General features: G+C 64.8%; 14 protein-coding genes. 5 read left to right on the top strand and 9 right to left on the bottom strand.

The genetic code is table 11. The features are described from left to right. Positions 1–159: 159 nt before the first annotated feature. Positions 160–3,675, bottom strand: coding sequence for a methylmalonyl-CoA mutase family protein (locus ACVOLV_RS18425; RefSeq protein WP_481555630.1), 3,516 nt, complete (start codon positions 3,673–3,675; stop codon positions 160–162). A gap of 303 nt (positions 3,676–3,978) precedes the next feature. Between ACVOLV_RS18425 and ACVOLV_RS18420 the strand changes: the two genes are divergently transcribed. After that, positions 3,979–5,076: a Glu/Leu/Phe/Val dehydrogenase dimerization domain-containing protein gene (locus ACVOLV_RS18420; protein ID WP_481555629.1), complete on the top strand. Its 1,098-nt coding sequence runs from the start codon at positions 3,979–3,981 to the stop codon at positions 5,074–5,076. A 79-nt stretch (positions 5,077–5,155) separates the two neighbouring features. Here the strand turns inward: ACVOLV_RS18420 and ACVOLV_RS18415 are convergent, their stop codons facing one another. Beyond that, positions 5,156–8,023 carry a S8 family serine peptidase gene (locus ACVOLV_RS18415; protein WP_481555628.1) on the bottom strand — a complete coding sequence of 956 codons (2,868 nt, stop codon included), beginning with the start codon at positions 8,021–8,023 and terminating at the stop codon, positions 5,156–5,158. Between the two features lie 180 nt (positions 8,024–8,203). On the opposite strand from ACVOLV_RS18415, the gene ACVOLV_RS18410 reads away from it, so the two are divergent. From ACVOLV_RS18410 to ACVOLV_RS18395, 4 genes are all read left to right on the top strand, one after another. Then, complete coding sequence (locus ACVOLV_RS18410; protein ID WP_481555627.1) at positions 8,204–9,379, top strand: thiolase family protein; 1,176 nt, start codon at positions 8,204–8,206, stop codon at positions 9,377–9,379. 121 nt (positions 9,380–9,500) lie between these two features. Then, entirely contained in the window at positions 9,501–9,842 is a 342-nt protein-coding gene (locus tag ACVOLV_RS18405; RefSeq protein WP_481555626.1) for a hypothetical protein, read from the top strand. A 201-nt stretch (positions 9,843–10,043) separates the two neighbouring features. Then, positions 10,044–10,439, top strand: a complete 396-nt coding sequence (locus tag ACVOLV_RS18400; protein WP_481555625.1) for a hypothetical protein — start codon at positions 10,044–10,046, stop codon at positions 10,437–10,439. Positions 10,440–10,598: 159 nt separating this feature from the next. Next, a complete protein-coding gene (locus ACVOLV_RS18395; RefSeq protein WP_481555624.1) occupies positions 10,599–12,296 on the top strand; it encodes a diguanylate cyclase in 1,698 nt (565 codons plus the stop codon). Positions 12,297–12,508: 212 nt separating this feature from the next. Here ACVOLV_RS18395 and ACVOLV_RS18390 read toward each other — a convergent pair whose 3' ends face one another. The 7 genes from ACVOLV_RS18390 to ACVOLV_RS18360 form a co-directional block, all read right to left on the bottom strand. After that, entirely contained in the window at positions 12,509–14,155 is a 1,647-nt protein-coding gene (locus ACVOLV_RS18390; RefSeq protein ID WP_481555623.1) for an acyl-CoA dehydrogenase family protein, read from the bottom strand. A 62-nt stretch (positions 14,156–14,217) separates the two neighbouring features. Then, a complete protein-coding gene (locus ACVOLV_RS18385) occupies positions 14,218–15,456 on the bottom strand; it encodes an FAD-dependent oxidoreductase (RefSeq protein WP_481555622.1) in 1,239 nt (412 codons plus the stop codon). Positions 15,457–15,535: 79 nt separating this feature from the next. Then, on the bottom strand, positions 15,536–15,742 hold the full coding sequence (gene cspE, locus ACVOLV_RS18380) for a transcription antiterminator/RNA stability regulator CspE (protein ID WP_057506519.1): 207 nt from the start codon (positions 15,740–15,742) through the stop codon (positions 15,536–15,538). Between the two features lie 90 nt (positions 15,743–15,832). Next, entirely contained in the window at positions 15,833–16,585 is a 753-nt protein-coding gene (locus tag ACVOLV_RS18375; RefSeq protein ID WP_481555621.1) for an S-methyl-5'-thioinosine phosphorylase, read from the bottom strand. Positions 16,586–16,680: 95 nt separating this feature from the next. Further along, complete coding sequence (locus tag ACVOLV_RS18370) at positions 16,681–17,232, bottom strand: hypoxanthine-guanine phosphoribosyltransferase (protein WP_481555620.1); 552 nt, start codon at positions 17,230–17,232, stop codon at positions 16,681–16,683. Continuing rightward, a complete protein-coding gene (nagZ, locus tag ACVOLV_RS18365) occupies positions 17,232–18,239 on the bottom strand; it encodes a beta-N-acetylhexosaminidase (protein ID WP_481555619.1) in 1,008 nt (335 codons plus the stop codon). Before nagZ ends, ACVOLV_RS18370 begins: the two co-directional genes overlap by 1 nt. Before the next feature lie 79 nt (positions 18,240–18,318). Next, the gene (locus ACVOLV_RS18360) at positions 18,319–19,014 is read right to left on the bottom strand and encodes a DsbA family oxidoreductase (protein ID WP_481555618.1); all 696 of its coding nucleotides are present in this window, start codon (positions 19,012–19,014) and stop codon (positions 18,319–18,321) included. Between the last annotated feature and the right edge of the window lie 173 nt (positions 19,015–19,187).

Genomic DNA, 19,187 nt, shown 5'->3' with positions numbered 1-19,187 from the left:
CGGCTGAGGCTTTGCCGGTAACGCCCTTGCCGAGCATGGCTCGGCACTACAGGTGAGGGGGTACCTGGAAAGCCCCTGCCGAGCATGGCTCGGCACTACATGCCGGGGATTGTTTGGAACGCCCCTGCCGAGCAGGGCTCGGCGCTACACCTGTGCTGCTTACATGTTGCGCCGGTACTCGCCGCCTACGTCGTACAGGGCGTGGCTGATCTGGCCGAGGCTATGGGTCTTCACCGCCTCAATCAGCGCTTCGAACACATTGCGGCGATCACGTGCGGTCTTCTGCAGGTAGCCCAGGCCATGGCCATCGTGCGCTTCGCCATCCGCCACTGCGCCTTCAACCTCATGCGCATGCGAGGTCTCGCCCGCCGGTGCCAAGGCGTTGCGATTGCGCTGCCAGGTATGCACGTTCTCGATCTGCTGGCCCTTCTCTTCCTCGGTCGAGCGGATCAATTCGATCTCGGTGGCCACTTCGCCGGCATGCTCCTTGGGCAGGAACATGTTGACGCCAACCAGCGGCAGGCTGCCATCGTGCTTCTTGTGCTCGTAGTACAGCGACTCTTCCTGGATCTTGCCGCGCTGGTACATGGTATCCATCGCGCCAAGCACGCCACCGCGCTCGCTGATCGCCTCGAACTCCTTGTAGACGGCCTCCTCGACGATGTCGGTGAGCTTGTCGACGATGAAACTGCCCTGCCACGGGTTCTCGCAGAAGTTCAGCCCCAGCTCCTTGTTGATGATCATCTGGATCGCCACCGCACGGCGCACGCTCTCCTCGGTCGGCGTGGTGATCGCCTCGTCATAGGCGTTGGTGTGCAGGCTGTTGCAGTTATCGAACAAGGCATATAGCGCCTGCAGCGTGGTGCGGATGTCGTTGAACTGGATTTCCTGCGCGTGCAGCGAGCGGCCCGAGGTCTGGATGTGGTACTTCATCATCTGGCTGCGCTCGTTGGCGCCGTAACGCTCGCGCATCGCACGCGCCCAGATGCGCCGCGCGACCCGGCCGATCACTGTGTACTCCGGGTCCATGCCGTTGGAGAAGAAGAACGACAGGTTGGGCGCGAAGTCATCGATCTTCATCCCACGCGCCAGGTAGTACTCGACGATGGTGAAACCATTGGACAGGGTGAAAGCCAGCTGGCTGATCGGGTTCGCGCCGGCCTCGGCGATGTGATAACCGGAGATCGACACCGAGTAGAAGTTGCGCACCTTGTGGTCGACGAAGTACTGCTGGATATCACCCATCATCCGCAGTGCGAACTCGGTGGAGAAGATGCAGGTGTTCTGCGCCTGGTCTTCCTTGAGGATGTCGGCCTGCACGGTGCCGCGCACCGTGGACAGGGTCTCGGCCTTGATCCGCGCATAGGTGTCGGCATCCACCAGCTGGTCGCCGGTGACGCCCAGCAGTGCCAGGCCCAGGCCATTATTGGTCGGCGGCAGCTCGCCATGGTACTGCGGACGTGAGCGACCTTCGAAGAGATTCGCGATCTTCTGCTCAGCCTCGGCCCAGCGCGCGGGATCTTCCTGCAGGTACTTCTCGATTTGCTGGTCGATGGCGGTGTTCATGAACATCGCCAGGATCATCGGTGCCGGGCCATTGATGGTCATCGACACCGAGGTGGTCGGCGCACACAGGTCGAAGCCGGAATACAGCTTCTTCATGTCGTCCAGGGTGGGGATGTTGACGCCGGAATTACCGATCTTGCCGTAGATGTCCGGGCGCGGCGCCGGGTCTTCGCCATACAGGGTGACGCTGTCGAAGGCAGTGGACAGACGCGCGGCCGGCTGGCCGACGCTCAGGTAATGGAAGCGACGGTTGGTACGCTCGGGCGTGCCTTCACCGGCAAACATGCGGATCGGATCCTCGCCGCTGCGGCGGTACGGGTAGACGCCGCCGGTATACGGATAGGAACCGGGCAGGTTCTCTTTCTGCAGGAATACCAGCAGCTCGCCCCAACTGCGATAGGTAGGCGCAGCGATCTTGGGGATCTGCTGATGGCTTAGCGATTCGCGGTAGTTCTCGACACGGATGGTCTTGCCGCGCACCTGGTACTCGTTGACCGGATCGGTGATCGACTTCAGCCGTGCCGGCCACTCGCGCAGCAGGCGTAGCGCGTCCGAATCCAGCGACTGCACGGCGTCGTTGTAGCGCTGGCGCAGGGTGCGAATGCTGTTGTCGACGCTCGCATCGGTAAGCGCATCGCCGGCATACAGATCCAGCGCACCCGGCTGTGCTGCATCACCCAGCTCTTTCAGTGCCTGCCAAAGACTCTGCGCACGCTCGGCCACTTCTGCCTGCGATTCGATGCGGGCATTGATGCCACGGCCCTGCTCGGCGATCTCGGCCAGGTAGCGCACGCGCGCACCGGGGATCAGCACGGTCGCACGCGGCTCCTTCAACGTGGTATCGATCTGCGGCTGCAGGCCGGCGTCTGCCTTGGCCTTCTCGCGCAGCAGACGACACAGGTTGGCGAACATCCAGCTGATGCCCGGATCATTGAACTGGCTGGCAATGGTCGGGTACACCGGTACGTCCTCGTCCTTCATGGCGAAGGCGACGCGATTGCGCTTCCATTGCTTGCGCACGTCACGCAGTGCATCTTCGGCGCCGCGCTTGTCGAACTTGTTCAGCACCACCAGCTCGGCGTAATCGAGCATGTCGATCTTTTCAAGCTGGCTGGGTGCGCCGAAGTCGCTGGTCATCACATACATCGGGAAGTCGACCAGATCGACGATCTCCGAGTCGCTCTGGCCGATACCGGCAGTCTCGACGATCACCAGATCAAAATGCAGCGACTTCAGGAAGCCAATGCAATCGCGCAGTACGGTATTGATCGCCGCATGCTGGCGACGGGTTGCCATCGAGCGCATGTAGACGCGCTTGGAGCGCAGCGAATTCATGCGGATACGGTCGCCCAGCAACGCGCCACCGGTACGGCGACGGGTCGGATCGACCGAGATCACCGCGATGCGCATCTGCGGGAAACTGGCCAGGAAACGATTGAGCAGTTCATCGGTGACCGAGGACTTGCCGGCGCCACCGGTGCCGGTGATGCCGATGACCGGCGTCTTGCCAGCGGCCAGCTGCCACTGCTTGCGCAGCAAGCCCAGTTCGGCCTCACCGTGATTGCCATCTTCCAGCTGCGACAGCACCCGGCCGATGCCGATCTCATCCTCGATCGACGGCGCTTCCGCATGCACGTCGCGGGCGGCCGCTTCGCGGGCCTTGCCAGCACGCGCCACCACGTCCTCGATCATTTCCACCAGCCCCATCTTCATGCCGTCGTTGGGGTGGTAGATGCGCTCCACGCCATAGGCCTGCAGCTCGCGGATTTCTTCCGGGGTGATGGTGCCTCCGCCGCCGCCGAAGACCTTGATATGGCCGGCGCCGCGTTCGCGCAGCATGTCGACCATGTATTTGAAGTACTCCACGTGCCCGCCCTGGTAGGACGACAGCGCGATGGCATCGGCGTCTTCCTGCAGCGCGGCACGCACCACGTCTTCCACGCTGCGGTTGTGGCCGAGGTGGATCACCTCCGCGCCCTGCGCCTGGATCAGGCGACGCATGATGTTGATGGCCGCGTCGTGGCCATCGAACAAGCTGGCGGCGGTGACGAAGCGCAGCGGGGTGGTTTCAGGCTGCGCCTGCGGGAGCTGGGAGGCGGGGGTACTCATGGGCCGTGCAACATCCGGTTTCTATTGCAACCGATCATAGAACCGCCGCCCCCGCAGGTCAGGTTGCAGCGCAGCGTGACCTTTTGCGGGTTTAGGCTATCGATGGGCATAGCGGCCGCCGTTTCCGGCAAAGTGAGGTGCCAGCGCGGGTAGCCCAGCCTGAACATTCCCCTAGCGGGAATGGATTAGAATGGCGCATCCGCGACCCGTCACTGCCCCGACGAAGTCGCATTTTTTGTTTTCCGGCCAGCCATTTGGCCACACGATCACTGACGTTGTGGCAAACACGCCATCGGAGCCCGCATGTTGTTCGAAACCCTCGAGACCTCCGGCCATGAGCAGGTCCTGTTCTGCCAGAACCGCGATGCCGGCCTGAAAGCCATCATCGCCATCCACAACACCACCCTGGGCCCGGCCCTGGGCGGGGTGCGCATGCGCCCCTACGCCAACACCGATGATGCGCTGCGCGACGTCCTGCGCCTGAGCCGCACCATGACCTACAAGAACGCCCTGGCCGGGCTGAATGTGGGCGGTGGCAAGGCGGTGATCATCGGCGACCCCCGCACCGCCAAGAGCGAAGTGCTGTTCCGCGCCTTCGGCCGCCAGGTCGAGGCCTTGGCCGGACGCTACATCACCGCCGAAGACGTGGGCACCGACGTCAACGACATGGAGAACATCTACCTGGAGACCGGTTATGTGACCGGCGTGCACCAGGTCCATGGCGGCTCCGGCGACCCGGCTCCGTTTACCGCCTATGGCGCGTTGCAGGCACTGATGGCCTCGGTCAAGCGCAAGTTCGGCCACGAGGAAATCGGCAAGCTCAGCATCGCGGTGCAGGGCCTGGGCCATATCGGCATGGAACTGGTGAAGCTGCTGCGTGAGCGCGGCGCCAAGCTCTACGTCACCGACCTTGACCCGGTACTGGTGCAGAAGGCCGTTACTGAATACGGCTGCGAAGCGGTCAAGCCCGATGCCATCTACGACGTCGCAGCCGACGTGTTCGCGCCCTGCGCGATGGAAGGCGCCATCGATATGGGCACGCTGGAGCGGCTCAAGGCCAAGGTCATCTGCGGCACCGCCAACAACCAGCTGGCCAGCCATGCAGTCGGCGATGAGCTGTACAAGCGCGGCGTGCTGTGGGCACCGGACTATGCCGTCAATGCCGGCGGCGTGATGAATGTGTCGCTGGAGATCGACGGCTACAACCGTGAGCGCGCGATGCGCCTGATCCGCAGCATCTACCACAACCTCGGCAAGATCTTCGACCAGTCCGAGCGCGATGACGTCTCGCCGCAGCGTGCGGCCGACCGCATCGCCGAAAGCCGGCTGGAAGCCATCGGCAAGCTGAAGATGCCGATGGGTCGTTCGGTGCCGCGCATGAACCGCCTGCGCGGCGAGTAAGCACTGCCGCTGAAACACGGAAGGCGGGCGATCATCTCGCCCGCCTTCTGCTTTTCTGCCGGCGACAACCGCTGCCGGATCAGAACGCCTGCTGCAGACGCAGCGAGACCTGCCGGTTGTCGCCACGCGGACCGAAGCGCTGGTCGTAACCCAGCGACAGCCGTGTATTACGGGCCAGCCAGGAATCCACCGACAGCCCGAACAAACCGCCCGAACGCGATGGCTGCAGGCCTGCAATCGGTGCCCAGGCATCCACCCCGACAAAGCTCGCATCCAGGCTCAGGCCATTGTCGCCCAGCGCCTGCTGCCATTCGGCATAGCCATTGAACGCCACGCGTTTCCACAGGTACTGCCCGCGCAATCCAGCCAAGGCCTGTACGCGACTGCTGCTCCAATCATCGGCGCGCAGGCCGAAGCCGTAGCCGCCCTGTTCGTTGAACGCGCCACCGTCGATACGCGTGTAGTCGGCCCCCAGATACGGCGTCAGCTGCGCCGCACCGTGGCCCAGCCGATAACCGGCCTCAACGCTGCTGGAAAGGAAGTTGCCGTTGTAGCGCGCATGCACGCCGGCTCGCTCAGAACCCAGCAGCAGGCCACGGTCCAGTTCGCGCTGGTACTGGCCAAACCCGGCCTGGCCCAGCACATAGGCGTCACCGCGCTGCCAACCGGCATAGAGCTGCGACTGGGTCTGGCGATCGCGGCTTCGATCCTGCGCCACACCGCCACTGGCATTGGCCCGGGTTTCGCCAAACGCGAAGCCCAGCACGGCATTGCTGGAGAGCGCGGTTTCGCCGCCCATCATCCAGCCGCCAACGCTGTAATCACTGCCCAGGTAACCGCCGTGCCCGCCACCACCGAGGCTGCGCATCCACACGCCACTGGCCGCCGGCCGGGTGGCGCCGTCGGCGAACTGACTGGACAGCGCACGTCGGTTCATGTCGATGCTGTCGAAGGTCATCGCCGTGGCGGTGGCATGGGCTTGCCCGGACAGACTCTCCAGACTCTGGGCCAGGCCGGCAAATCCGCCGCCTACGCCCTGCACCGACGCCGCCGCTGCGCCAAACGTTGAGGCCTGCAGGCCACTATCGGAATCCAGCAGTTCGAATGCCTGCTCCACCCGCTGCGCTGCCGACATCGCGCGCAGGCCAACGCTGGCGGTGTTTGCCGCCGCCGTCACACTCACCCGGTCCAATTGCAGCCAGGCGTTGTTGGCGTCATAGCCGTACTGGGTCTGCAGCAAGGTGACGCCGGTGGCGCCGGTAGCAGGCGTAGCAAACTGCCCGCTGATGCCGCCAGCTGCATTCAGCAGGTCCTGGCGGCGACCGTCCTGCGGTACATAGCCGGCAACCGCACCGCTGACCATCACCCCGCCATCCAGGCTCGCAGTGCCGGTAACCTGCAAGGCGTTGGAACCAAGCGCAACCATCAAGCGCGCGCCCGAGCGCTGCACGTAGTTGCCTTCGATCGTTGCCGACCCTTCATTGCTGAGCACGATCACGCTGGCACCGTTGTCCACATTACCCACCACACGGGTGGTGCCCCCCATGAACTGCAGTGCCGCAGCCGAAGGATTGGACTGCGCATCGATGCTGACATTGGAGCGGATCGAGCCGCCGTCGCGCAGTGCAAGCGTGCCCTGCTGGATGCGGGTAGCGCCTGCATAGGTATTGGCGGCGGACAAACCCAACGAACCGCTACCGGTTTTCACCAGTCCACCCACGCCGCTGATTGGATTGCTCCACACCGAGTTGAGCCCGGGCTGATTCACATCGACCTTGATGTCACCCCAATCGGCCTTGCCCGGTCCCTTCACTGCCTTGCCCACGTTGAGCAGGCCGTAACCGAACACAGCATCCGGGCCGGGATCGCCCAGGTCGGTTGCCGTGCCCAGCAGGGTCTGCCGCACCAGGTCATTATTGAAGTAAGGGAACGCCTGCCATACCAATGCCGCCGCACCGGACACCAGCGGCGCTGCATACGAGGTGCCGCTACCGTAGTAATACGTCAGGTTGTTGGCCGTGCTGTCGTGACCAAGGAACAACGAGGTCCCCGGCGCGACCAGGCAGTAATTCCTGGCCACGCCGCAGGCATTGGAGTAATACGCCAATGCAGTTGGCTTGGCCGTGTCCAACGCCGCAACCGCCAGCCAGCCACGTTCAAGATCAGCCGCGGGATAGCTGCCAGGGCTACCCACCTTGCTCGGCAGCGCCGCCATGTCGGAAGGATTGGGCTTGGATTCGTTGCCGGTGGCGAACACTACCAGCCCGTCGCTATTGGCAATGAAAGGCCGGTATTCGTTGGCGATCTCCGCCGTAACGTTTGCCCGGGTCCAATACAGGCCGCCCCAGGAATTGTTCATGATGCGCATGCCATCGCGGATCAGGTCGGCATGGATCGCGGCCATACCCAGCGCGCCGGTCACCTCGTTGCCGTTGCCCGAGCCGTCATCGGTTGGCGATTTGTCGGCGATGATGCGCGCCGAAAGGATCTGCGCACCCGGCGCAACACCGCCGGGCCATTGCCCGGTCGGCGCGCCAGCTGCCAGCTGCGCCACCGTGGTGCCATGGCCGACCACGTCATCGACCGCAAGATTGTTCTGTGCGGGATTCACGTAGTTGCGGTTGACCAGCACCCGCCCAGCCAGCGCAGGATGGTTGCGCATCACCCCTGAGTCGATCACACCGATGCGGTAGCCAGCGCCGGTCAGGCCCATCGCGCGCGCGGCGGGCGTATTGGTCAGCGCCAGGTGCGCGTCAAAGGCTGGCTGCGGCGTCACCGGCGGGGTGACCACCGGTGGCGTCGTGGTCGGTGGCGGCGTCACTGGCGGTGTCACCGGCGGCGGATCGGACTTGGGTCCACTACCGCTCCCGCAGGCCGCCAAGGCCAGCGCCAATGAACTGGCCAACACGCTGCGCGCCACCTGGCCATTTACCCTTGCACTACTCATTCCCTTGTTCTCCGTCCTGTGGATGATTTGCCAATTCAGGTATTACCTGGTGCAGGTAGCACTCCGGCTACCTTCTATACTGCAACGACAATCCACGGTCTGTGGGGATGTGCCGTTGGTCCAATGTGCCAGACCCTGCAGACGTTCGATAATTGCCGCAAGGTATAACCGAGATTGCTCATGTCCGACATCGTCATCGCCGCCGCCAAGCGTACCGCCATTGGCTCCTTCCTTGGCCAGTTCAACGGCGTTCCCACTCCTACCCTCGGTGCAGCCGCGATCAGCGCGGCCATGCAGCAGTCCGGCATTGCCGCCAGCGACGTGTCCGAAGTCATCATGGGCTGCGTGCTGCCCGCCAACCTGGGCCAGGCACCGGCACGTCAGGCCGCGCTTGCCGCAGGCCTGCCGACCAGCACCGGCGCCACCACCCTCAACAAGGTGTGCGGCTCCGGCATGAAGGCCATCATGCTCGGCCACGACCTGATCAAGGCCGGCTCAGCCAGCATCGTGGTGGCCGGCGGCATGGAATCCATGTCCAACGCTCCGCACCTGCTGCCCAACTCGCGCACCGGCAACCGCTACGGCAACTTCCAGGCGGTCGATCACATGGCATGGGATGGCTTGACCAATCCTTACGATGGCCAGGCCATGGGCGTGTTCGCCGAGGCAACCGTTGCCAAGTTCGGCTTCACCCGCGAAGAACAGGATGCCTACGCCATCGAGTCGGTGACCCGTGCGCAGGCCGCCGTGGCCAACGGCGCGTTCGCTGACGAAATCGTCGCGGTGAAGGTTGCCACCCGCAAGGGTGAGGTCGAGTTCAGCCAGGACGAGCAGCCGGGCAAGTCGGACGTCAGCAAGATCCCGACCCTGCGTCCGGCGTTCAAGAAGGACGGCAGCGTCACCGCCGCCAGCTCCTCCAGTATTTCCGATGGTGCCGCAGCGCTGGTACTGCTCTCAGCCGACGATGCCGCCGCCCGCGGCGTGCAGCCGCTGGCCCGCATTGCCGCGCACGCCACGTTCTCGCAGGAACCGGAATGGTTCACCACCGCACCGATCGGCGCGATCACCAAGGTGCTCGAGAAAGCCGGCTGGAACATCGCCGACGTTGACCTGTTCGAGATCAACGAAGCGTTCGCCGTGGTGGCGATGGCACCTATCCGCGAGCTGGGTATTCCGCATGCCAAGATCAACGTCAATGGCGGCGCCTGTGCATTGGGTCATCCCATCGGTGCGTCGGGTGCCCGCTTGGTGGTTACGCTGGTAAATGCATTGCGCACACGCGGCCTCAAGCGTGGCGTTGCATCCCTTTGCATTGGCGGCGGCGAAGCAACTGCAATCGCCATTGAATTGATTTGATTGAAAAATCTCAGATTTTTTCAAACCTGAATGCGGGACCGCTTGACAGCCGAAATGGGCTTGTCATCATGTTCCCGGCGCGCAATGGCGCGTTGCCTAATTTCACGACGAGGATTCACTAATGAGCATCAACAAGCTGCTGATCGCAATGACCCTGGGTCTGGCCCTGACCGCCTGCTCGAAGCAGGAGCAGGCTGCTGACGCCGCCGCTGCCGCTGACACCGCTGCAACCGAAGCCCAGGGCGCTGCTGACGCTGCTGCCACCGCCGGCGCGGCTACCGCTGACGCTGCCCAGGCTGCTGCTGACACCGCCGCTACCGCTGCTGACGCAGCTGGCGACGCTGCCACCGCTGCTGCTGCCGCCACCACCGACGCTGCTGCTGGCGCCGCTGCTGACGCTGCCAAGGCTGCTGAAGACGTTGCTGGCCAGGCCAAGGACGCTGCTGAAGAAGCCAAGAAGTAATAACTTCTGCTTCCAAGCTAGTCTAGAAAAGCCGCTGGTTCGCCAGCGGCTTTTTTTACGGCTGCGATTGCATCAAGCGTTGCGATGCCCAGCAGCCGCATCGCTCCGCTTGAACAAGACGCGCCGTGCGATGGTTCGTTGACGTGATCTGAATACGCCACCGCCTAGGCTGATCGCATTGGCCCATCCCAGGAGAGTGCAATGAAGCTGTTTGTCCCCGTACTGACCGCAGGCCTGGTGCTGGCTTTGGCGGGCTGCAATGACCGCAATGCCGAGCAGGCCAGGCAGGACGCAGCCGCTGCCGCCGACCATGCCGCCGACGCCGCCAGGAATGCAGCCGAGTCCGCCGCGGACGCCACCCGCGATGCCGCCGATCAGGCCGCTGCCGCCACCCGTACTGCCGCCGCCGAATCACAGCAGGCCTTGGACAAGGCCGCCGACGCCACTGCCAAAGCCGCCGATGAAGCCTCCGTCGCAGCCAAGGACGCCGCCGCCGATGCCAGTGCTGCCACCGCCAGCGCGGCGCAGAAAGTGGCCGACCATGCCCACGATGCGGCCAAGGACGCGCGCGAAAAAGCAGACGCCGCCAAGCATTGATAGACTCGCCACGCAGCCGTCATGCCGATGGCAGCTGCGTGGCATTCGCGCGGCCAGCGTGATCCCACTGGGGGCCGGGTGAACACCATCCGGATGGGCAAGTGATCACGCGCACAGGCAGCACATGCGTATCACCTCGATCATGCAGTCAAGGGCCGGATGCAGAAACGCACAGGCAGTAAATTCGCGCTGATTTTTTCGGCGCTGGTGTTCGTCGCCATCGGTGTTGGTGTATTCGTTGGCGCACGCAGGTTCATCGCCGATGCGCGATTGGTCGCCCACACCCATGAAGTCATCAGCCGGATTGACGAGATCCAGTCGATGGTGCTCGATGCCGAATCGGCCGAGCGTGGTTACCTGCTGACTGGCAGCCAGGCCTATCTGCTGGACTACCAGGTAAGCGTGGAGCGACTGCCGCTGCTGCTGGGCAGCCTGTCCAAGTCGGTCCCGGACAATCCCGATCAGGCCCGCAACGCGGTCAAGCTCAACGAACTGGTGAACCGGCGCCTGCAGCAGATCCAGCATGTGGTCGACATCTATGACAGCCGCGGCCTGGACGCAGCGCGCGCAGCCATCAACCAGACCGCCTTCCGCACCACCAGCGCAATCCGCGAGCAGGTACGGACCATGGTCGAGGAAGAACACGAACGTCTGGTCGAGCGTGCTGCGAGCTCGCGCCGCAGCGCCGACCTGCTGTTGGGGCTCGCCTTCGCCGGCATTCCGTTTGGTCTGGCGGTGGTCGCATCGGTGTACGGCATCCTGCTATCCGAACTGCGCCGCCGCACCCGCGCCGAACGACGCGCTGCCAGCGCCAGCCAGCAATTGGCCGGCAACCTGGAGCAGATCGAGCGCTCCAGCGCCGACCTGCAGACACTGGGTCGCTATACCGGCCTGCTGCAGAGCTGCGCCAACCCCGAGGAAGCTCTGGAAATCAGCGCGCGCACTTTGGAAGCACTGATGCCCAATGTCGCCGGCTCGGTCTATCTGCTGCGCGCCTCCAACGACCGCGCCGAGAACATCGTCAGCTGGGGAAAACCATTGGTGGAAACCAGCGCCTCCCTGCCGCCCAGCGATTGCTGGGCAATCCGACGCGGGCAACCACATGTGATCGACGACCTGCTGCGCGATGCCAGCTGCCCGCATATCAGCCGACCGGAAAGCGGCCAAAGCGTGGCCACCGCCTGCATCCCGATGTCGGCACAGGGCGTGCAGATCGGTTTCCTATTCCTTTCCGGCGTTGGCCCAGGCCCGCTGCCGCGCTTGAACATCGCCGAATCCGCGGTCGAGCAGCTGTCGCTTGCCCTGAGCAATCTGCGCCTGCGCGAGTCGCTGCGCCTGCAATCCATCCGTGATCCACTGACCGGGCTGTACAACCGCCGTTATCTGGAAGAATCGCTGACCCGCGAGATCGCCCGCTGCGGCCGCCGCGACTTCCCGCTGTCGGTGATCATGCTGGATGTGGATCACTTCAAGCAGTTCAACGACACCCACGGTCACGGCGGCGGCGATGCCTTGCTGGCAGCCATCGGCCAACTGCTGGGCTCGCGCCTGCGCGGCGAAGACATTGCCTGCCGTTATGGCGGCGAGGAATTCACCGTGATCCTGCCCGAGTCGGACAGCAGCAGCGCCCTGCGCCAGGCCGAGGAATTACGTATTGCCCTGTCGCAGATGAGCGTGCCGTTCTCGGGCAAGACGCTGCCGCCAATCACCATCTCGCTGGGCGTGGCCACGTATCCGGTCGATGGCGTGGCTGGCCTCACTCTGCTGCGCAAGGCCGACGCTGCGCTATACCGGGCCAAGCGCAGCGGCCGCAACCAGGTGCTGCGCTTCGACCCTACGCTGGATGGCGCCGGTTGACCAGGACTGCGGCGGGGCGCGTTGCAGGAAAGCCGTGAGCGGCGTAGACAACTATCGTACGCGGCGGCCTTGATTCTGCAGTTGCTGGCTTGCTCGCGGCTTCAATCGCTCTCGGCTTCGCGGCTTACGCCGCTCCCACAAGGCAACGTCTGCAAGCCGGCATTCTGCAATTGCAAGCTGACTCGCGGCTGCATCGCTGCAAGCTTCGCGGCTTACGCCGCTCCTGCAGGCAAGGCACGGACCAGGATGTCCGCGAACGGTGTATCCACTTGTAGTTGCCCATACACCGCCTGCGATTGACGCAGCCGCGAACGCACGAAGGTCTGCGCAATGGGGCTGTCCGCGTTCAGCAACGTCGCTGCCTGCAACAGCAACGCGATATCCACCACCAGCGTGCGCGCATCGGCCTGCAGCAACTCTGTTGCTTGCAGCCGCCCGAACAGCGCCTGCAGCGCCCGGTCGTAGTCATCGTTGCGACCGGCAACCTGCTGCAATTCGGCCAGCAAGGCCACGCGGGTTTCCGGTTCGCGTTGCAGCGCGCGCAACACATCCAGGCATTGCACGTTGCCGCTGCCTTCCCAGATCGAATTCAATGGCGCCTGCCGGTACAGCCGCGGCAGCATCGACTCTTCCACATAGCCGGCACCGCCCAAGCACTCCTGCGCTTCATTGACGAAGCCCGGCGCACGCTTGCATATCCAGAACTTGCCGATGGCCGTGGCGATGCGCGCGAACGCCGCCTGCTGCGGATCCCGCGGCGCGGCATCGACTGCGCCTGCCACGCGCATCGCCAAGGTGGTCGCCGCTTCCGATTCGATCGCCAGGTCGCTCAGCACATTGGCCATCAAAGCGTGCTCGACCAGAAGCTTGCCAAAGCTACGCCGGTGCCGTGCATGATGCAGCGCCTGCGCCAAGGCCATGCGCATCTGCGCGGCCGAGCCCAGCATGCAGTCCAGCCGGGTCAGCATCACCATCTCGATGATGGTCGCCACACCGCGTCCTTCATCGCCTACACGGCGCGCCCAGGCACCACAGAACTCGACTTCGCTGGAGGCATTGGCCCAGTCACCAAGCTTGTCCTTCAAACGCATCAGATGGAAGTTGTTGCGGCGCCCGCAGGCCAGCCTGCGTGGCATCAGGAAGCAGCTCAAACCGCCCGGTGCTTGCGCAAGCACCAACCAGCCATCGGACATCGGCGCGGAGAAGAACCACTTGTGCCCGACCAGGCTGTACTCGCCCTCTCCCGCCAACGGCGTCGCCAGCGTGGTGTTGCCGCGCACATCGGAACCGCCCTGCTTCTCGGTCATGCCCATGCCGAGGGTGATGCCCGGCTTGTCGCCGATCGGCACGTCGCGCGCGTCGTAGAAAGGTGCGGCTGCCTTGCTGGCCCATTCGACCAACGCAGGCTCCTGCCGCAACACCGGCACTGCGGCGTGGGTCATGGTCAGCGGGCAACTGCTGCCGGCTTCGGCTTGATTGTGCAGATAACTCAAGGCCGCACGCGCCACATGCGCACCGGGCTGCGCCGAGCGCCAGGACAGCCCGGCAACGCCGCGGGTTTTTGCCGTGGCCATCAGCCGGTGATACGCCGGATGGAAATCAACGGTATCGATACGGTTGCCGTACGCATCGTGGGTGCGCAGCAGCGGCCGCTGGCGATTGGCATCAAAGCCGATCCGGTACAGCTCGCCACCGGCCAGTACACCGTAGTGCTGCAGTGCTCCCGCGAAGGACTCGGCGCCCTCGCGTTGCACACACTGCTGCAGGGCCAGGTCGTCCTGCCACAGGTCGCGTTCGGCGAACGGCGGTGGTTGGTTGTCGACGACGTGGGTTTCAAATGGCGGCGGCGGCGGAAGCATGGCGGCGACTCGAGGAGGATCGCCGTTGATTCTGCCGCAAGCGCCCGCCAGCCGCGCGTCGCTCAGCGTTTTCCGGCGACCTCGGCCAGCGCAGCGATGAAATCATCCTGCAGCGCCAGCTTGCCGAACAGGCCATGCTGGGTGCCGCTGAGCACCCGCAGCATATGGCCACGGCCGCCGGGCATGCGTCCCATCGGCTTGAACAACAGGTCGCGGCCATTGGCGATCCAGTCGTGATCGGACTGGAAGATAGGCGTCAGCCAGCGACTCCAGAACTGGTACAACCAGACATGTGCCTTGCGCTGGTGCTGGTAACGCGCAAGCGCTGCCTCGATGTTCTGCTCGGCGCGCAGGGCATCACGCAGCGCCATCGCATCCATCAGCGCCATGTTGACGCCCTGCCCCAGCTGCGGACTCATCGAATGCGCGGCGTCACCAGCCAGCACCAGCCGCCCGCGGTACCAGCGCTGCATCACCGCATCGCGGTAGCTGGCGCGGGCCAGCTGCGCCTGCACACTGATGCCAGCCAGGCGCTCACGCGCTTGCGGCCACAGCGTGGCGATCTCATCCAGCCACGGTTCCAGCCCATCACGCTCCCAGGCCTGGAAACCATCACGCGGCAGGCTCCAGAAGAAGCTCAGGCGCTGTTCGCTGTCGCCCGGGCGCGTGCCCACCGGCAGCAGGCCGATCATCTTGCGCGCGGCCACGTAGCGCTGGCGCAGTTCATCGCCGTGCTGCCAGTCGCCGCGCGGCAGCAGGCACCACAGCGCACCCCAGGGGTAAACCCTGTCCAACTTGGTGCCCTGCACCTGCGCACGCAGCCCCGAGCCAGAACCGTCGGTGGCGATCACCAGATCAAACGGGCCGTGCCAGCGCCCGTGCTGGTCCTGCACGCGCTGCAGGGATTCATCGATGCCGCCAATGCGGCTGTCCACATGCAGCGAAGCGCCCGCATCCCAGGCCGAGTCCAGCAGCGAGAACAGCGCCCCGCGCTGCATGCCGATGCCGCACAGGCGCGCATCCAGCCCGGCATAGTTCATGTCCATCACCGCACGTCCGCACGGGGTTTCGCCATACAGGCGGCGCACCACCGCACCATGCTCCAGCACCTGCGGCATCAGCTGCATCTGCCACAGCGCCTGCAGTCCACTGGGTTGCAGCAGGAAGCCCGCACCGACCGGGCCCGGCGTTGCTGCCTGCTCGAACACCTGTACCCGGTGCCCGTCGCGCGACAGCAGCACCGCCAACGCCTGCCCAGCCGTGCCGTAGCCGACGATGGCGATATCCAGTGTCTTGCTCATTGCAGTCCCTCCCTGGGCCGACTGCCACTGCTAAAAAAAAACCCCGCCGAAGCGGGGTTTTTCCGCACAACCGGGTGGATCACTCGGCCGGCGTGATGTTCGAAGCCTGGGCACCCTTCGGGCCCTGGGTCACGTCATAGCTGACGCGCTGGCCTTCCTGCAGGCTGCGGAAGCCCTTGGAATTGATCGCGGAGAAGTGCGCGAAGACATCGGCGCTGCCGTCCTCCGGTGAGATGAAGCCAAATCCCTTGGCGTCGTTGAACCACTTGACGGTACCGTTCGGCATGGTGATGCGAGACCTTGTTCGATGAATGGATTGATGCACGCTGAATGAAGCGCACTGGCGGAGTATGCAAACCTTAAGGCGGGATGACAATCACCCCCGGGCCAATTCACCCACCAAAGTCGGCAAACCAGACGAAGCTGCTTCCACATTGGCCAGAACTTCGGCCATGGTGATCTCTCCAGCGTCGCCGCAACCGGCCGCCCAGTTGGCGACAATGGCCAGACAGGCGTATTCCAGCCCCAGTTCGCGCGCCAGCCCAGCCTCGGGCATGCCGGTCATGCCGACCAGATCGCAGCCATCACGGCGCATCCGCGCGATTTCCGCATTGGTCTCCAGGCGTGGGCCCTGGGTTGCGCCGTAACAGCCGCCGTCCTGGATCGCCACGCCCTTGGCCTTGGCCGCCGCCAGCACCTTGCTGCGGAACGCCGGGGTGTAGGGGTGGCCAAAATCGACATGCAGCACCTCGCTGCCTTCCTCCTCGCTGAGCGTGGAAATCCGGCCCCAGGTGTAGTCGATCAGCTGGTCCGGGCAGGCCAGCACGCGCGGACCGAAGTCGTCACCGATACCGCCAACCGTGTTCAGCGCCAGCACCCGGGTTGCGCCCAGCTGCTTGAGCGCGGCCAGGTTGGCGCGGTAGTTGATCTTGTGCGGTGGAATCGAATGGCCTTCACCATGGCGGGCGAGGAACGCAACGCGCTGGCCGTTCAACAGGCCAACCCGGACCGGGCCGGACGGAGCGCCGTAGACAGTCTCCACTTCATGGGCCTGGACATCGTCCAGCGCGGCCAGCTTGTACACGCCGGTGCCGCCAATCACGGCCAGGGCGATAGATTCCATGCTCATTCCTGATGTTTTCGTTGGACACGTACAGGCCACGCCTGTGGCGTGACCTGGGCGCGATCAAACCGAAGGCCGATGGCAAGCATCGGCCACCGGTATTACTGCTTCATTGCGTAGATGGCGGGCAGCGAGCGCAGCGACTCGTTGACGTCCATGCCGAAGCCGAACACGAAGCGGTCCGGCAGGTCGATGCCGGCGTAATCGGCCTTGACGCCCGGCAGTGCGCGGTCGTGCTTCTTCACCGTCAGCACGGCAATGCGCACGTCGGTGGCGCCCTGTTCCAGGCACCATTCACGCACGCCCTGCAGGGTGAAGCCTTCGTCCAGGATGTCGTCGACCAGGATCACCCGGCGGCCGAACAGGGCCGACACCGGGCGGTGCTTCCAGACCAGCTCGCCGCCGGTCTCGCCGTGGTAGCGCGAGGCCTGCATGTAGTCGAACTGCGCATCCTGGCCGCGCGCGCCGAGTTCCAGCGCCAGCTGGCCGGCGAACGGCAGCGCACCGTTCATGATCGAAATGAACACCGGCACTTCGCCCTTGTAGTCGCGCGCGATGGCGTCGGCGATACCGGCGATGGCGGTGTCGATGGTGGGGCGGTCGACCAGCAGGTCGGCCTGGGCCACGGCTTGTTCAAGAGTGAGTTTGGACATCAGGCGGTTCTTCCAAGGTTTTCAAACAGATGATTACGGGTATCAGTATGGCGGGCATCGGCCAGCAGGCCGCCCCAACCCATCGCCCCACGGCCGATCAGGCTCAGCAGGGCGGCGGTGTTCAAACTGCGACCGGCCACGGCCTGCAGCGATTCTTCGACCAGCTCCGGGTGGCAGACCAGCACCACGTCGCAGCCGGCATCCAGGTGCGCATCGACGCGGGCCTTGACCCCACCGGCAGCGAACGAGGCCGCCATGCCGATGTCGTCGGAGAACACCACGCCACGGAAGCCCATCTGTTCGCGCAGGATCTGGTTGATCCAGCGCGGCGAGTAGCCTGCCGGTTCCGGCGCCACCTGCGGGTAGATGACGTGCGCCATCATCACCGCGTCGGCACCGGCAGCGATGCCGGCCCGGAACGGTATCAGGTCGTGCGCTTCGATTTCAGCAAACGCACGCGGATCGATTGCAGTGTCCACATGCGTGTCTTCACGCACCGTGCCGTGGCCGGGGAAATGCTTGAGCGTTGCCGCCATGCCGACCGAGTGCATGCCGCGCACATAGGCACCGGTCAACGCGGCCACCACCTGCGGATCTTCGCCGAAGGCACGGTTGCCGATGGCAAGGTTGCCATGGCCCACGTCCACCACCGGTGCGAAACTCAGGTCCAGCCCGCTGGCGCGGATCTCGCTGGCCATCAGCCAGGCGTGCTGCTCGGCCAGCGCCAGGGCAGCCTCCGGATCGGTCGCATACAACTTGCCGAAGCCTTGCAGCGGCGGCAGCTCGGCATAGCCCTCGCGGAAACGCTGCACGCGGCCGCCTTCCTGGTCCACGCTGATCAGCAGCGGACGCGCGGTAGCGGCACGGATCGCGCTGGTCAGCTCGACCACCTGCTCACGCGAGGCGAAATTGCGCTTGAACAACACCACGCCGGCCACGGCGTCGTGCTGCAGCCAGCCGCGCTCCTGGGCAGTCAGTTCGGTGCCGGCAACGCCGATCAAAAGCATGCAAGAACTCCATCCCGCCGCAGGCTGCGGCGTAGCTGGGCATTGTCGCAGATGGCGCCCGCCGCGTCAGAGCCCGCGTTCAGACGCTGCAGCCGTCCGCGCCGCAGGCCTGTTCATCATCGCTGGCCGCGGCAGCCGGGGCCTGCTCGGCGGCGATCTTGCGCAGCACCTCGGCGAATACTTCCGGCGGCTGCCCGCCCTGCACGGCGTACTGGCCATTGATGACGAAGGTCGGCACGGATTGGATGCCCAGCGCCTGCGCCTGGCCGATACCGGCCTGGACCTCGGCCAGACCCTCTTCCGAAGCCAGCATTGCCAGCACGCGCTCAGCGGGGATGTCACCGCTTGCGGCGGCGGCCACCAGCACCTGCGGGTCAGCCAGATTGCGGCCCTCGGCAAAGTGCGCGCGGAACAGTGCTTCACCTACCTGCTCCTGCACACCGTGCTGGCCGGCCAGCCACATCAGGCGATGCGCGGGCAGCGTGCTGACCTTGACCTGGCCCTTGTCGAAATCCATCGGCAGGCCCATGGCCCGGGCCGCGCCCTGGGTCTGCGCCAGCATCTGGTTGGTGCGCTCGATGCCACCGAACTTGACCGCGTAAGCCTCGCGCAGCGGAACCGGCGTGGTGCTGGCATCCGGATCCAGCAGGAACGGGTGCCAGTGCACATCGATCTCGGGTACGTCAGCGCCCAGCAGTTCCAGACCACGCTGGAAGCGGTGCTTGCCGATCCAGCACCAGGGGCAGACCACGTCGGACCAGATATCGATGCGCATGAGGGTTCCTAATATCCAATGTAGTGCCGAGCCATGCTCGGCAGGGGCTTTACCAGCAATGCCGTAGGAGCGGGGGGGGGCGGCCCGCCCCGGGGGCCCGCACCCGGGACACAAAAGAAAAAAAAACAAAAAACCGAGAACCGGCAGGAGAGGGAGTGGTCGGGGGCGGCGGC

The sequence above is a fragment of the Stenotrophomonas sp. STEN023 genome, assembly GCF_056760135.1.
The sequence above is the reverse complement of the archived record's forward strand: the minus strand, read 5'-3'. Positions and strand labels throughout refer to the sequence as shown.